12 protein-coding genes and 1 tRNA gene are annotated in these 14,863 nt (G+C 60.0%); 8 read left to right on the top strand and 5 right to left on the bottom strand.

The window, feature by feature from the left end; all coding sequences use genetic code 11:
- Nucleotides 1–257: 257 nt before the first annotated feature.
- Nucleotides 258–1,226: an ADP-glyceromanno-heptose 6-epimerase gene (gene rfaD, locus HNP98_RS14335; RefSeq protein ID WP_173810772.1), complete on the bottom strand. Its 969-nt coding sequence runs from the start codon at nt 1,224–1,226 to the stop codon at nt 258–260.
- Between the two features lie 128 nt (nt 1,227–1,354).
- Between rfaD and HNP98_RS14340 the strand changes: the two genes are divergently transcribed.
- Nucleotides 1,355–1,768 (top strand): 6-pyruvoyl trahydropterin synthase family protein, encoded by a 414-nt coding sequence (locus HNP98_RS14340; protein WP_173810773.1) that lies wholly within the window; start codon nt 1,355–1,357, stop codon nt 1,766–1,768.
- A 112-nt stretch (nt 1,769–1,880) separates the two neighbouring features.
- A complete protein-coding gene (gene lpxB, locus HNP98_RS14345; RefSeq protein WP_173810774.1) occupies nt 1,881–3,008 on the top strand; it encodes a lipid-A-disaccharide synthase in 1,128 nt (375 codons plus the stop codon).
- 213 nt (nt 3,009–3,221) lie between these two features.
- Here the strand turns inward: lpxB and clpX are convergent, their stop codons facing one another.
- Nucleotides 3,222–4,445: an ATP-dependent Clp protease ATP-binding subunit ClpX gene (gene clpX / locus HNP98_RS14350; RefSeq protein WP_173810776.1), complete on the bottom strand. Its 1,224-nt coding sequence runs from the start codon at nt 4,443–4,445 to the stop codon at nt 3,222–3,224.
- 410 nt (nt 4,446–4,855) lie between these two features.
- Between clpX and HNP98_RS14355 the strand changes: the two genes are divergently transcribed.
- Nucleotides 4,856–7,018 (top strand): prolyl oligopeptidase family serine peptidase, encoded by a 2,163-nt coding sequence (locus HNP98_RS14355; protein ID WP_173810778.1) that lies wholly within the window; start codon nt 4,856–4,858, stop codon nt 7,016–7,018.
- Nucleotides 7,019–7,119: 101 nt separating this feature from the next.
- Here the strand turns inward: HNP98_RS14355 and HNP98_RS14360 are convergent, their stop codons facing one another.
- From HNP98_RS14360 to HNP98_RS14370, 3 genes are all read right to left on the bottom strand, one after another.
- Nucleotides 7,120–7,827 (bottom strand): ClpP family protease, encoded by a 708-nt coding sequence (locus HNP98_RS14360; protein ID WP_173810780.1) that lies wholly within the window; start codon nt 7,825–7,827, stop codon nt 7,120–7,122.
- Between the two features lie 146 nt (nt 7,828–7,973).
- Nucleotides 7,974–9,302: a trigger factor gene (tig, locus tag HNP98_RS14365; RefSeq protein WP_173810781.1), complete on the bottom strand. Its 1,329-nt coding sequence runs from the start codon at nt 9,300–9,302 to the stop codon at nt 7,974–7,976.
- A 101-nt stretch (nt 9,303–9,403) separates the two neighbouring features.
- Nucleotides 9,404–9,485, bottom strand: a tRNA-Leu gene (locus tag HNP98_RS14370).
- A 144-nt stretch (nt 9,486–9,629) separates the two neighbouring features.
- Here HNP98_RS14370 and HNP98_RS14375 point away from each other — a divergent pair.
- From HNP98_RS14375 to HNP98_RS14395, 5 genes are all read left to right on the top strand, one after another.
- Nucleotides 9,630–11,828, top strand: a complete 2,199-nt coding sequence (locus tag HNP98_RS14375) for a RelA/SpoT family protein (protein ID WP_173810782.1) — start codon at nt 9,630–9,632, stop codon at nt 11,826–11,828.
- On the top strand, nt 11,818–12,168 hold the full coding sequence (locus tag HNP98_RS14380) for a CHY zinc finger protein (RefSeq protein ID WP_217425780.1): 351 nt from the start codon (nt 11,818–11,820) through the stop codon (nt 12,166–12,168). Before HNP98_RS14375 ends, HNP98_RS14380 begins: the two co-directional genes overlap by 11 nt.
- Before the next feature lie 208 nt (nt 12,169–12,376).
- Nucleotides 12,377–12,841 (top strand): Fur family transcriptional regulator, encoded by a 465-nt coding sequence (locus HNP98_RS14385; RefSeq protein WP_380267033.1) that lies wholly within the window; start codon nt 12,377–12,379, stop codon nt 12,839–12,841.
- A complete protein-coding gene (locus tag HNP98_RS14390; protein WP_173810786.1) occupies nt 12,838–13,188 on the top strand; it encodes an STAS domain-containing protein in 351 nt (116 codons plus the stop codon). The genes HNP98_RS14385 and HNP98_RS14390 overlap by 4 nt, the downstream gene beginning before the upstream one ends.
- A gap of 143 nt (nt 13,189–13,331) precedes the next feature.
- Complete coding sequence (locus tag HNP98_RS14395) at nt 13,332–14,600, top strand: adenylosuccinate synthase (RefSeq protein WP_173810788.1); 1,269 nt, start codon at nt 13,332–13,334, stop codon at nt 14,598–14,600.
- Nucleotides 14,601–14,863: the final 263 nt, after the last annotated feature.

The following is a 14,863-nucleotide window of genomic DNA, read 5'->3' on the forward strand; positions in this document are numbered from 1 at the left end:
CGGGTGTTGGCCTGATACGCGGCCCGGGCCCCCGGGTTGGTAACTGCTTGGGGTACTAGCTGCTGCCACGTGGTTGGGGCCGCCCCTGAGGTGCACCTCACTCCCTAGCCCCCTCTCCAAAAAAGAGGGGGAACTAGCTCTCGCTTTAAAAAACTAGTTTTTAAATACTAAGACTAAAACTAGTTCCCCCTCTCTTTTGGAGAGGGGGCTAGGGGATGAGGCGCCCGGGAGAGCGGCTTCCGACTGCGTAACGGCAGCTAATAATAGCGCTCCGGCAGCAGGTACTGCTGCACGTAGTCGCGGATGCCTTCTTCGAGCGAGGCAAAGGCGTTGGGGTAGCCGATGCTCTTCAGCTTTTGCATGTCGGCTTGGGTGTAGTACTGGTACTTGTCGCGGATGTCCTCCGGCGTATCTTTAAAATAAATATCGGCCGGCCGGCCCATGGCCTCGAACGTATTCAGGGCCAGGTCCATGAACGTGCGGGCCGTGCCGCTGCCCAGGTTGTAGATGCCCGAATCCTTGCGGTGGTGCAGCAGGAAGAAGCACACTTCCACCACGTCCTTCACGTACACAAAGTCGCGCATCTGCCCGCCGTCCACGTAGTCGGGGTTATGCGACTTGAACAGCGTCATCGAGCCGTCCTGCTGAATCTGGTTGAAGGCGTGGAGCACCACCGACGCCATGCGGCCCTTGTGGTACTCGTTGGGCCCGTACACGTTAAAAAACTTCAGCCCCGCCCAGAAATACGGCTTTTCCGCCTGCGCCAGGGCCCAGTTGTCGAAGTCGTTCTTCGACTCGCCGTACGGGTTCAGCGGCCGGTAGAGCGGGAACAGGGCCGCGTCGGTGTCGGTGTAGCCCAGGGTGCCGTCGCCGTAGGTGGCCGCCGACGAGGCGTACACCAGCGGCAGCTGGTACTGGCAGCAAGCCCGCCACATCTGCTTGGAGTAGTTCAGGTTGAGCAGGTCGAACACGGCCGGGTCCATCTCCGCCGTGTCGGTGCGGGCCCCCAGGTGAAACACGAATTCTACCTGCGCGTGGTGCGCGTCGAGCCACGTGAAAAAATCCTCCCGGTCCACGTATTCGCGCAGTTTCTTCCCTTCGAGGTTGCGCAGCTTCTTCTCCACCGAGAAGTTGTCCACGACCACTACATCGTTGAAATTGGCCGCGTTGAGGCGGGAAACGAGGGCGCTGGCAATAAAGCCCGCCGCACCGGTGACGACTATCATAAGCGAGAAGAATGGAGCCCCCAAAGGTACGGCCCGCCCGCGCCCAGGGCCCGGCCGGGGGCCCGGCGGCGTATATTTGCGGTGAAAATACGGGAAGCGGCGGGCCAGCGCGTTTCCCCCGCACCCCCATGATTTACGTCAGCCGCCACGAGCACTTCAACGCCGCCCACAAGCTGCACAACCCCCGGTGGAGCGACGAGCGCAACCGCGAGGTGTTCGGCCCCTGCGCCAACGCCAACTGGCACGGCCACAACTACGACCTCGTGGTAACGGTGCGCGGCACCCCCGACCCCGACACCGGCTTCGTCGTGGACCTCAAGGCCCTGTCCGACCTCATCAAGGAACACGTGACCGACCAGGTGGACCACAAAAACCTCAACCTCGACGTGCCCTTCCTGGCCGGCCAGATGGCCAGCACCGAAAACCTGGCCGTGGCCTTCTGGCAAATCCTGGCCCGCGAATTGCCCGCCATCACGCCCGCCCAGCTCCACTGCGTCAAGCTCTACGAAACGCCCCGCAACTTCGTGGAGTACTACGGGTGATTTTAGTTATGAGTTAAAAGTTATGAGTTATGAGTTGGCATTTAGCTAGTTAAGCAGCATGTCACTCCTAGGCCTTAACTCATAACTCATAACTTATAACTCATAACTCAGCATGAAATACTACCTAATTGCCGGCGAACGGTCGGGCGATTTTCACGCCGCTGACCTCATGCGGGCCCTGCGCACGGAGGACGCCGCCGCGGAGTTTCGCTTCTGGGGCGGCGACCTGATGCGGGCCGTGGGCGGCGAGCTGGTGCACCACTACCAGGACCTGGCCGTGATGGGCTTCCTGGAAGCCGCCACCGGGGTGCTCAAGTTTCGGCGTTACCTCAAGGAGTGCGAAAAGGACCTGCAAGCCTACCGGCCCGACGTGCTCATCCTGGTCGATTACGGCGGGTTCAACCTGCGGGTGGCCAAGTTCGCCAAGGCCCAGGGCTTGAAGGTGTTCTACTACATTTCGCCCAAAATATGGGCCTGGAACGAGGGCCGCGTCGAGCAGGTAAAGTCCCGGGTCGACAAGATGTTCGTCATCCTGCCGTTCGAGGAAGAGTTTTATAAGCGCTTCGACTACCCCGTGGACTACGCCGGCAACCCCACCGCCGACGCGGTGGCTGAGTTTGTGCCCACGGCCGACTTTCACGCCCGCAACCAGCTCGACCAGCGGCCCATCATCGCCGTGCTGCCCGGCTCGCGCAAGCAGGAAATCGAGGAGATGCTGCACGTGATGCTGGCCATCCTGCCCCCGTTCATGGTGGACTACCAGTTCGTGGTGGCCGGCGTCGACAACCTCGACCGCGTCTATTACCAGCACTTCGAGCGCAACGGCATCCGCCTCGTCTTCGACCAAACCTTCGACCTGCTGAGCCACGCCACGGCCGCCCTCGTCACCAGTGGCACCGCCACCCTCGAAACGGCCCTGTTCGGCGTGCCCCAAATCGTGTGCTACCGCACCAGCAACATCAGCTACGCCATCGGCAAGCTGGTCATCAAGGTGCCCTACATTTCGCTCGTCAACCTCATCGCCGGCCACGCCGTGGTGAAAGAGCTGATTCAGAACGATTTCACGGCCCGCAACCTCATGGACGAGCTGAAGCTGCTGCTCACCGACGAGGCCTACCAGGCCCGCATCAAGGCCGGCTACGACGAAATCCGCACCAAGCTCGGCCAGCAGCAAGCCGCCCAAAAAACGGCCGCGCTAATGGTTGGCTACTTGAAAGATGAATTAAAAATCAGGAATTAAAAATTAGGGCGGTGGTCTAAAACGGGGTGGTCCGGCGAATTGCCCGAAGGGCTTCGTCGGGCCACTCTGGCGGTTGAACAGCGGCTCCGGGGTATTGTCAGAGTGGTCCGACGAACGAAAAATTAGCCCGATCACCCCGTTTTAGGCCACTGCCAAAATTAAAAATGACCGCTTACTCAGGCGGTCATTTTTAATTCCTGATTTTTAATTGCGTTAAGCCGCCCGCATGTGCCGCAGCGGCGACTTCTCGAACTTGCTGCGGGCGTAGCTCAGGTTGATGACCAGCTCGTCGGCTCCCACTTCGTCGGGCATCTCAAACATGGCGTCGGTCATGATGCTCTCGCAGATGGAGCGCAGGCCCCGGGCCCCCAGGCGGTACTCGTCGGCCTTGTCCACGATGTAGGCCAGGGCCTCTTCGGTGAAGTCGAGGTCGATGCTTTCCATGCCGAACAGGCGCTTGTACTGCTTCACGAGCGAGTTTTTGGGCTCGGTCAGAATCTGGCGCAACGTGGTCTTGTCCAGCGGGTTGAGGAAAGTGAGCACCGGCAAGCGGCCAATCAGTTCGGGGATGAGGCCGAACGACTTCATGTCCTGAGCCGACACGTAGCGCAGGAAGTTCTGGGTGTCCACCTGCTCCTCCAGGTTGGTTTTGGCGAAGCCCATCGGCTTGGTGTTCAGCCGGCTCTTGATGATGCGCTCGATGCCCGAAAAGGCCCCCCCACAGATGAAGAGGATGTTCTCGGTGTTCACCGAAATCATCTTTTGCTCGGGGTGCTTGCGGCCCCCCTGCGGCGGCACGTTGATGGCCGTGCCTTCGAGCAGCTTCAGCAAGGCCTGCTGCACGCCCTCGCCGCTCACGTCGCGCGTGATGCTGGGGTTGTCGCTCTTGCGGGCAATCTTGTCGATTTCGTCGATGTACACGATGCCGCGCTCGGCGGCTTCCAGGTCGTAATCCGCGGCTTGCAGCAGGCGGGTGAGGATGCTCTCCACGTCCTCGCCCACGTAGCCGGCCTCCGTCAGCACGGTGGCGTCGGCGATGCAGAAGGGCACTTGCAGGATTTTGGCCAGCATCCGGGCCAGGAAGGTTTTGCCGGTGCCGGTTTCGCCCACCATGATGATGTTGGACTTCTCAATCTGCACCTCGTCGTCCTGGGGTTTCTGCATCAGGCGCTTGTAGTGGTTGTACACGGCCACCGCCATCACGCGCTTGGCCTCGTCCTGGCCAATGACGTACTGGTCAAGGTGTTCCTTAATGGCGCGGGGCTTGATGAGGTTGAACTTGGGGTGCTTGCCGGCCTCCTGGGCCTTGGCCTCCTCGTCGAGGATGAGCTGGGCCTGGCCCACGCATTTCTCGCAAATGTGGGCGTTGATGCCCGAAATCATGACGGCGACTTCACGCTTGCTGCGGTTGCAAAAGGAGCAGGATATTTCGGCCATCGGAACAGAATGGTAATAAGTAGGGCAGTATTTCAGGCAAAGGGCCCCAAAGGTACAACGTGCCCAACGTCTGGGAACGCCCGATTGGTGCCGCCGGGCCCGCAACCTGCCCCCGCACCCCCGCGCCAGCGGCCCCGGCCGGCCCAGAGCAATGCCGCTGAAAATGACGGCAATTAAGATTGGATGAAAATATATAAAAATACTATATATTTGGTCGCCAGCTTGTAAATAATATTTGGCCGGAACTAAACTAGGCGCTGGCACTGGCTCCGAAGGGCCACCGCGCTGCCCTGAAGCTTTCGCCCGGCTTCCGCCGGGGCAGGTGCCGGGGCGGCCGGGCCACTCCCGCACCAGGCCCCACTTCCCGGCCGCCGCATCGTTTCTTCCCCCACCTCAACCCCCCGCCCGCTATGAAAAGGATGCTTCCCGGACTACTGCTCTTGGCCAGCGTTGCCGCCGCCCAGGGGCCCCAGGGCCCGCCCGCCACGCCCAAGCGCCCGGTCACCGACACCTACTTCGGCCAGGCCGTGGTCGACAACTACCGCTGGCTCGAAGACACCAACAGCCCCGAAGTGAAGGCCTGGTTCCAGGCCCAGGGCGACTACACCAAGCAGGCCCTCGACCAGATTCCGGGCCGCGACAGCCTCATCAGCGCCTTTGTGCGCTACGACAAGCTGCGCCCCGTGCGCTACGGCGAGGTGAAGCAGCGCGGCACGCGCTACTTCTACCGCAAAACGCTGCCTACCGAAGCCGTGGGCAAGCTGTACCTGCGCGAAGGCAAAACGGGCCCCGAGCGGCTGCTCTTCGACCCCGCGGCCTACGATAAAACCAAAACCTACGCCATGGCGGCCTTCACGCCCAGCAACGACGGCCAGCAGGTGGTCATCGGCTTGCAGGAGGGCGGGGCCGAGCTGTCGGCGCTACGCACGCTGGCGGTGGCCACCAAGGCCTTCCGGCCCGAAACCATTGCGTCCGTGTTCGGGGGCGAGGTGACGTGGCTGCCCGACAACAGCGGCTTCCTCTACACGCCGCAAAACTCCAACGACCCCAAAGACCCCAAGGGCAACCTCGACACCAAGGCGCGGCTGCACCGGCTCGGCACCGACCCCGCGGCCGACCCCGAGCTGTTTTCGCGGGCCAAGTACCCCCAGCTGGGCATCCGGCCCGACCAGTATCCCTACGTTTATTTCTCCGACGACGAAACCCAGATTTACGGCGGCCTAAGTTCAGTTGACAACCGGATAAATGCGTGGGTGGCCGCCCCGGCTGATTTGCGCAAGCCCACCATTCCCTGGAAACGCCTGGCCGCGCCCGCCGACAGTGTGTACAACTACCTGAAGCTGGGCGGCCAACTGTACCTCTACAGCATCAAGGGGGCCCCCCGGGGCCGGATTCTGGTCACCGATGCGGCCAACCCCAGCCCCGCCACCGCCCGGGTGCTGCTGCCCGAAGGCAAGCTGCACATCACCGGCATCAGCTCCACGAAGGATTTCCTGTTCGTGACGCTCAACGACGGCATCAACGACCAAATCCGGCAGTACGACCCCCGCAGCAAGCAGTGGGCCCCCGTGCCGCTGCCCCTCAACGGCTCGGCCGCCGTGATGCCGCTCGACGCGCCCCGCAGCAACGACGTGCTGGTCGACGTCACGTCCTGGAAACAGCCCCTGACGCTGTACGACTACAGCCCCGCGACCCGGAAGCTGGCCGTTAGCCGCTTCGACGTGCCCGCGAAGTACCCCGGCGTGGCCGACCTGGTAGTGGAAGAGGTGGAAGCGCCCGGCCACGACGGGGCGCAGGTGCCCCTCACGCTGATTTACCGCAAAGGGCTGAAAAAAGACGGGCAGGCGGTGTGCTACATGACCGGCTACGGGGCCTACGGCATCTCGGCCACGCCCTACTTCAGCACCCGCTACCTGGCCCTGCTCAACAAAGGCGTGGTGGTGGCCGTGACGCACCCGCGCGGCGGCTCCGAAAAAGGCCAGACCTGGTACCGCGCCGGCTACCAAACCACCAAGCCCAACACCTGGAAAGACTTCATTTCCTGCGGCGAATACCTCGTCAAAAACAGCTACACCAGCCCCCAGCACCTCATCGGCGAGGGCACTAGTGCGGGCGGCGTCCTCATTGGCCGGGCCATTACCGAGCGGCCCGACTTATTTGCGGCGGCCATCAGCAACGTGAGTTGCTCCAACGCAATGCGGTTCGAGAACTCGCCCAACGGCCCCGTTAACGCCCCCGAGTTTGGCACCGTCAAAGACTCGGTGCAGTGCCGGGGCCTCTACGAGATGGACGCTTTCCAGCACGTGAAAGCCGGCACCAAGTACCCGGCCGTGCTGTGCGTGGGCGGCATGAACGACCCGCGCGTCATCGTGTGGCAGCCGGGCAAGTTCGCCGCGGCCCTGCAAGCCGCCAGCACCTCGGGCAAGCCCGTGCTCATGCAGGTCAACTACGACAACGGCCACTTCACCGAAGACAAAAAAGTGGCCTTCCGCAACTTTGCCAACATGTACGCCTTCGCCCTCTGGCAAGCCGGCCACCCCGAATTCCAGCCCGCCACAATCGCGGTAAGGTAAGCTGAGCCCGTAACCAGGCAACAAAAGAGGCCCCTGCTAGCGTAGCAGGGGCCTCTTTTGTTGAATCAGCGAAATCCTTTTAAATCTGCAAAATCTGCGATTTAGGCTTTCTTCTTCTCCAGCACTTCGTCAATCAGGCCGTACTCCTTGGCTTCGTCGGCCCGCATCCAGTAGTCACGGTCCGAGTTGTCGTGGATTTCCTGGTACGTTTTGCCGGTGTGCTGGGCCAAAATGTCATACAGCTCTTTCTTGAGCTTCAGGATTTCGCGGGCCGTGATTTCAATGTCCGACGACTGGCCCTGGGCCCCGCCCGACGGCTGGTGAATCATGACGCGGGCGTGCGGCAGGGCCGAGCGCTTGTTGGCCGCGCCGCCGGCCAGCAGCACGGCGCCCATCGAGGCGGCGAGGCCGGTGCAAATCGTGGCCACGTCGGGGTTCACGTACTGCATCGTGTCGTAGATGCCCAGGCCCGCGTACACCGACCCGCCGGGCGAGTTGATGTAGAGCAGGATGTCTTTTTTGGCATCGGCCGACTCCAGAAACAGCATTTGCGCCGTTAGGATGTTGGCCACGTAGTCGTCCACAGCCGTGCCCAGGAACACGATGCGGTCCATGATGAGGCGCGAAAACACGTCGATTTCGGCGAAGCGCGTGGGGCGCTCCTCAATCACCGAGCGGGTCATGCCCGTGGGCATGATGAGGCCGCCGCGGGTCTGGCCTTCCACGTGTTGGATGTACTGGTCCACGCCCAGGCCGCTCAGGCCCTGGTGCTTCACGGCAAACTTGCGGAATTCTTGTTTATTCAGCATTAGAAGGAAAAATAAGGGGGTAAGCAGTCGCTGGCCCGGTGGCAAAACAAAAGACGGTTCCGGGGCCCTAATGTTGTAAACAAACAGCCAACAAAAAAGCCCTTACCGTCAAAGTAAGGGCTTTTCCGATTCAAAACCTGCGCTGCTTAGCTGTTCAGGTTTCGGAATTCTTCGGCCGTTACGGGCTTATCGGTAACAACAACTTTGCCGCGCAGGTTTTCGAGCACTTTCTCTGCCAGAATGGCCTCGTACTCGGCCACGTACTGCTTGCCATTATCCTGCTTGAGGTAGCTGTCGGCGTAGCCGCGCATCGACTCGCGCATGTCGTCGGGCATGTTGGGCATGCTGAACTGGCCCATGATTTTGTCGAGCGTGCGGTTCACAATCTCGTCGTTGCTCACTTTCAGGTCGGCTTTTTCCACCACCTTGTTGCGGATCAGGCTCCACTTCAGCTCCTTGGCGTAGTCGTTGTAGTGTTCCTCCACCTGCTCGGCGGTGAGCTTGCCGGCGTTGGCCCGCACCAGCCACTTCTTGAAGAACTCGGCGGGCAGCTTGATGTCCAGGCCGGTCACCAGCTTCTCCACGATGGCGTTGTTCAGGGCCCCGTCGCTCTCGCGGTCGTAGTTCTGCTGCATCGTCTCGCGCACCTTGGCGTCAAACTCCTCCTGGCTCGACACGGCCTCGGGGCCGAACACCTTGTCGAACAGCTCCTGGTTCATCTCCGGGGCGGCCGTGCGATTGATTTTCTCCACGCTCAGCACGTAGTCGCCGCTGGCATCGGCTACTTCGGCCTTGGTTAGGCCCGAAAAATTGGCAATAGCCGTAGCGTCGTGGTCAAAAGCGTTTTGCAAATCGAACGTCAGCACGTCGCCCGCTTTCACCCCAATGAACTGCTCCGCGCCGTTCTTTACCTTATTTATAGGCAGCAGCACCGTGCGGCCTTCGCCTTCCTCAGCAGCCTTTTTCAGCTTGCCAAACAGGTAGTCGTTGGCTTCCGAAGCGTCGGGGTTAGTGGTTTCGCCGTACTGGCGGGCAATCTGCTCGTTGGTTTGCTGCACGGTGTCCTCGTCGAGGCTCACCTGGTGGCGCTCCACTTCTATGGTGCCGTCGGCGGGCAGCTCCACTTCGGGCAGCAGGCCCAGCTCGAACTGAAAATCGAAATCTTTGGCGGTATCGAAATCCACGTCGCTGGCCACCGGCAGGGGCTCACCCAGCAGGCGCAGGTTCTGCTCCTTCACGTAGCCGTCCACGGCCTTGCCCAGGGTTTTGTTGATTTCGTCGGCCAGGATGCCCTTGCCGTACATCTTTTTCACCATGCCCACGGGCACTTTGCCGGGGCGGAAGCCCTTCACCTGGGCCCGCTTGGTGTAGTCCTTAATTTGCGCGTCCACGGTGGCGGCGTAGTCGGCTTCGGTCAGATGCACGGTCAGCAGCCCGGTCAGCTGCTCGTCGTTGCGGTCCAGCGTAATGTTCATTAGCGGCAAAAGAGGGCCCCCGCCGCGCGGGCACCCATCGGGTTAGTGGTAAAAAGAAACCCCCAACTGCAAAGCTGAGGGCCGGAAAAAAGCGTAACTAGTGCGGATAGAGGGACTCGAACCCACACGCCTTGCGGCACCAGATCCTAAGTCTGGCACGTCTACCAATTTCGCCATATCCGCGGCAAAGCCTCGAGCCAATTGCTACGGGCCCGCAAAGGTACTGATTGTTTGGTAGGTTCGCAAAACCCGCGCACTTATCCCCGGAGCCGGCCCTTGGCAGGGGCCCGAACACTTTTTTCGCCCCGCGCTTGTTATTTTACCGCTATGTCCCCCGTTATCGATATCGAAGCCGAGCGCCAGGAAATCCTGCGCCAGTACCGCCGCTTGCTGCGCACGGCCAAGCCCTACCTGCACGGCGACGACGCCAAGCTCATCAAAAAGGCCTTTAACACCAGCTTGGAGGCTCATAAAGAGATGCGCCGCAAGTCGGGCGAGCCCTACATCCTGCACCCGCTGGCCGTGGCCCAGATTGCGGTGGAGGAAATCGGGCTCGGCACCACCAGCATCGTGTCGGCCCTGCTGCACGACGTAGTGGAGGACACGGCCTGGGAGATATCCGACGTGGAGCGCGAGTTCGGCCCCAAAGTGGCCCGCATCATCGACGGCCTGACCAAGATTTCGGGCGTGTTCGACTACGGCACTTCCGAGCAGGCCGAGAACTTCCGCAAGATGCTGCTCACGCTCAGCGAAGACGTGCGCGTCATCCTCATCAAGCTCGCCGACCGCCTGCACAACATGCGGACCCTCGACTCGATGCCGCGCCACAAGCAGCTGAAAATCGCCTCTGAAACGCTCTACCTGTATGCTCCTCTGGCCCACCGCCTGGGTCTCTACGTCATCAAAAGCGAGCTGGAAGACCTGTACTTGAAGTACACCGACACGGAAGTGTACGCCGACATCAAGGACCGCATCAAGCAGAGCCAAAGCGCCCGTAACCGCTTTATCAAGGACTTTGTGCATCCGATTGACGAGGAGCTGAAAAACCAGGGCTTTCAATTTGAAATCAAGGGCCGGCCGAAAAGCGTCTATTCCATCCTCAAAAAGATAAAAAAGCAGAACATCCCGTTTGAAGAAGTGTACGACCTGTTCGCCATTCGCGTGATTCTGGACGTGCCGCCGGAGCAGGAAAAAGCCGCTTGCTGGCAGGTGTACAGCATCGTGACCGACTTCTACCAGCCCAACCCCGACCGCCTGCGCGATTGGGTGAGCACGCCCAAGGCCAACGGCTACGAGAGCCTGCACACCACCGTGATGTCGCGCTCGGGCTCGTGGGTGGAAGTGCAGATTCGCTCGCGCCGCATGGACGACATCGCCGAAAAAGGCTACGCTGCCCACTGGAAGTATAAAACTGCCGACCCCACCCACGCCGAATCCGGCATCGAAACTTGGGTGAGCAAGGTGCGCGAGATGCTGGAAACCAACAAGTCCAGCGCCCTCGAATTCATGGACGAGTTTCGCCAGAACCTGTTCGTGAAGGAAGTGTACGTGTTTACGCCCAAGGGCAAGCTCATCATCCTGCCCGACAAGGCCACGGCCCTGGACTTTGCCTTCGACATCCACTCCCAAATCGGCCTGCACTGCCTCGGGGCCAAAGTGAACCAAAAGCTGGAACCCCTAAGCTACCAGCTGCACAACGGCGACCAAGTGGAAATCCTGACTTCGCACAAGCAGCGCCCCACCGAGGAATGGCTGACCTACGTCACCACGTCCAAGGCCCGCTCCAAAATCAAGGAATTCCTGCGTGACGACAAACGCGCCAAGGCCGAGGACGGAAAATTCATCCTGAAAAAGCGGATGGAATTGATTGGGGTGCCCTGCACGCAGGACACCTTCAACCGGGTTTTGAGCTACTTCAACGTTCCCACGGCCCAGGAATTCTACTACCGCCTGGCCGTGGGCCAGCTCGACGGCCGCGAAATCCGCGAGTCGCTCTTCACCGATACCACGCCGCGCCCGCCCGCGCTCGAACCCAAGTCGTTCGATACGGAAGTACAAAAAATCCGGGGCGTGCGGCCCGATATGCTCGTGGTGGGCGAGCGCACCGACAAGTTCAATCACAGCCTGGCGCGGTGCTGCAACCCCATCCCCGGCGACGACGTGTTCGGCTTCGAAACCGACCAGGGCCTCATCATCCACCGCACCAGCTGCCCCCGGGCCGTCGATTTGATGTCGAACTACGGCAACCGCATCGTCCGCGCCAAGTGGACGGAGCAGTCAGAACTGGCCTTTCTGGCCGGCATCCGCCTCAAAGGCTCCGACCGGGTGGGCATCGTCAACGACGTCACCCGCATTATTTCCACCAGCCTAAAGGTGAATATGCGCTCCATCACCGTCGATTCGAACGATGGATTTTTTGAGGGCCAGATTATGGTGTTCGTCAACGACACCGACCACCTTACCAAGCTCATCCAGCGCCTGAACAAAGTGAACGGCGTATTGCAGGTAGAACGTTTTGACTCCTAAGCCACCCGTGGGGGCCCCCGCCGCCATCATTTGCCACGGCATTGGCGTCAACGGGCGCACTCAATGCGCTCATTACCATTCCGAGCGCGACCTCGTGGCCATCAAATTCAAGTGCTGCAATAGTTTTTATGCCTGCATCGAGTGCCACAACGAAACGGCCGGCCACCCGCCCGTTGTTTGGGGCAAAACCGAGCGGCAAACACCCGGCATTCTCTGCGGCAACTGCCACAGCACGCTCACCATCGCCGAGTACTTCGCCTGCGACAATGCCTGCCCGGTGTGCCAGGCCGCTTTCAACCCCGGTTGCGCCAAGCATTACCATCTTTACTTTGAAATGTGAAACCAACCGTTATCACTGACCACCGTGCCGCCCGGAGCCCCGTCTCATTTCTTCTCATCCCATAATTCCACTTGAAATGCCACTTTCCGTCACTTCATCGGCTGCCAAAGACCTGGCTAAAACGGCAGGGCAGGAGGTGGGCGGTTCTTCGGAAACCGGCTACGCCGCCAAGCACACCCCCAGCGTAGCCTCGCAGGCCCCGCTAAACGTGGATAAGTTGGAGGAGGTCAAAAAAATCTTCACGGCCCACCTCGAAAATAAAGGACTGCGCAAAACGGCCGAACGCTATGCCATTCTCGAAGAGATATACGCCCGCTCGGGCCACTTCGACGTGGAGGAGCTGTACGTCGGCATGAAGGCCCGCAACTTACAGGTGAGCCGCGCCACGGTGTACAACACCTTGGACTTGTTGGTCGAACAGGGCCTCGTCAGCAAGCACCAGTTCGGTCGTAATCTGGCCCAGTACGAAAAGAGCTACGGCTACCGCCAGCACGACCACGTCATTTGCACCGAATGCCATAAAGTGGTGGAATTCTGCGACCCCCGCATCCACGGCATCCAAACGATGGTGGGCGACCTGCTGAACTTCCATATCTTGCACCACTCTTTGAACCTCTACGGCATCTGCGGCGACTGCCGCGCCAAGGCCGCCCGCGCCCAAGAGCCCGCATGACCACCACCAGTTCCCTGCACAACGGCATCCTCTTCGTGCGCCTCGCCGGCGATTTAGTTGGCCCCCCCGATACCGCGCCGCTCGTGCAGGCCGTAAATGAATACCTTGGGGCCGCCGTCACAAGCTGCGCCATCGATTTGTCGGACGTGCGATACATCAACAGCACGGGCATCGGGGTATTAGTGTCGCTACTCACGAAGTTCCGTACCCGCGGCGGCGAGATGGTCCTCATCAACCCCGCTGACCACCCGCGCAAACTGCTGGCCCTTACTAAGCTCAATAATATCTTCACCATCGCCGCCGACGAAGCCGCCGCCCGCCATCAGTTGACCCCGGCCGCCCTCTAGGCGGCTATTTTTTTGCTGTCTTCCATCCTTAATCCAGTGTACCGCGCTAGAAGGGCTCCGAATCAGTAAGCCTTCCCCCAGTAATTAATTCCAATCAAGGTAATAAGCAGCCTAGCTGCCCGCTACCCACTACCCAAACCACCATGCCCGTAGACGTATTAGTAGGCCTCCAATGGGGCGATGAAGGCAAAGGCAAAATTGTCGATGTCCTAGCTCCCACCTACGATGCCGTAGCCCGTTTCCAGGGCGGCCCCAACGCTGGCCACACCCTCACCTTCGATGGTGTCAAACACGTGTTGCACCAAGTGCCGAGCGGCATCTTCCACCCCCACATTCTCAACATCGTTGGCAACGGCGTTGTGCTCGACCCCGTCGTGTTCCGCGGCGAATTGCAAAAACTCACCGCCAGGGGAGTAGACTGGAGCCACAATCTTTACATTTCCAAAAAAGCCCAACTCATTCTGCCTTCGCACCGGGCCCTCGACCGCATCAGCGAAGAGGCCCGTGGCAATACCAAAATCGGTAGTACCCTTAAAGGCATTGGCCCCACGTACTCTGATAAGATTGGCCGCGTGGGCCTGCGCGTGGGCCACATCCTGCTGCCCGATTTTGAAGCGCGTTATAAGGAAGCCGTTGCCCATCATGCCAGCATCGCTGCTCCTTATAAGAAGGGGTTGGAAATCGAAGAGTTCGAAGCCGATTTCTTCTCTGCCGTCGAGTTCCTCCGCACGCTACAGCTCGCCGATACCGAATACCTGCTTAACGACCTGCTCACCCAAGGCAAGCGCGTGCTGGCCGAAGGAGCCCAAGGCTCTTTACTGGACATCGATTTTGGTACCTATCCCTACGTTACTTCTTCCAGCACCATTGCCGCCGGGGCCTGTACCGGCCTTGGCATCGCCCCCCGCCACATAGACAAGGTGTTCGGCATCACCAAAGCCTACTGCACGCGCGTGGGCAGTGGTCCTTTCCCTACCGAGCTGCTCGACGAAGTTGGCGAACAAATTCGCCAGGCTGGCCGCGAGTTCGGGTCTACTACCGGCCGCCCCCGCCGCTGCGGCTGGATCGACCTGCCCGCGCTTCGCTATGCCATCATGCTCAACGGCGTTACCGAACTGCACCTAATGAAGGCCGACGTCCTCGATGGCTTTGCGGAAATTCGGGCCTGTACTCATTACCGCACCGCCACCGGTGAATCCACCCCCCGCTTGCCTGACCCTGGTGAACTGGATGCCGTTACCCCAGAGTACTTAACGCTACCCGGTTGGCACAGCGACCTCACCCAACTCACCGATACCACCCAGCTCCCCTCAAACCTGTTGTCCTATCTCACTTTTCTAGAGCACGAGCTGCAAGTGCCCATTCGCATCGTCAGCGTCAGCCCAGACCGAGTAAGTACTCTATATCGTTAATTTGCGGCTATAAGCTGCAGCTATTCCTATGTAAAGAGCGCCGCGGTGGTGAGCCTGCTAAAAAAACAGGCTCGCCACCGCGGCGCTTTTCATTGAAAGACACTATTCAATCAGTAGCATTCAGGTTTTTTACACCCAACGTATGCTCCACCAACAGCAGCCGCGAAACTATAAGCTTCCCCTAAAAGTGAGCCAGTCAAAAATAGAGAGAAGTAGTAACTTTTCACTTCTTCTATTTTTAACTATTCATGAAAAAAAGCCGC

Origin of the sequence: Hymenobacter caeli, assembly GCF_013294115.1 — a bacterium.
Lineage (GTDB): Bacteria > Bacteroidota > Bacteroidia > Cytophagales > Hymenobacteraceae > Hymenobacter > Hymenobacter caeli.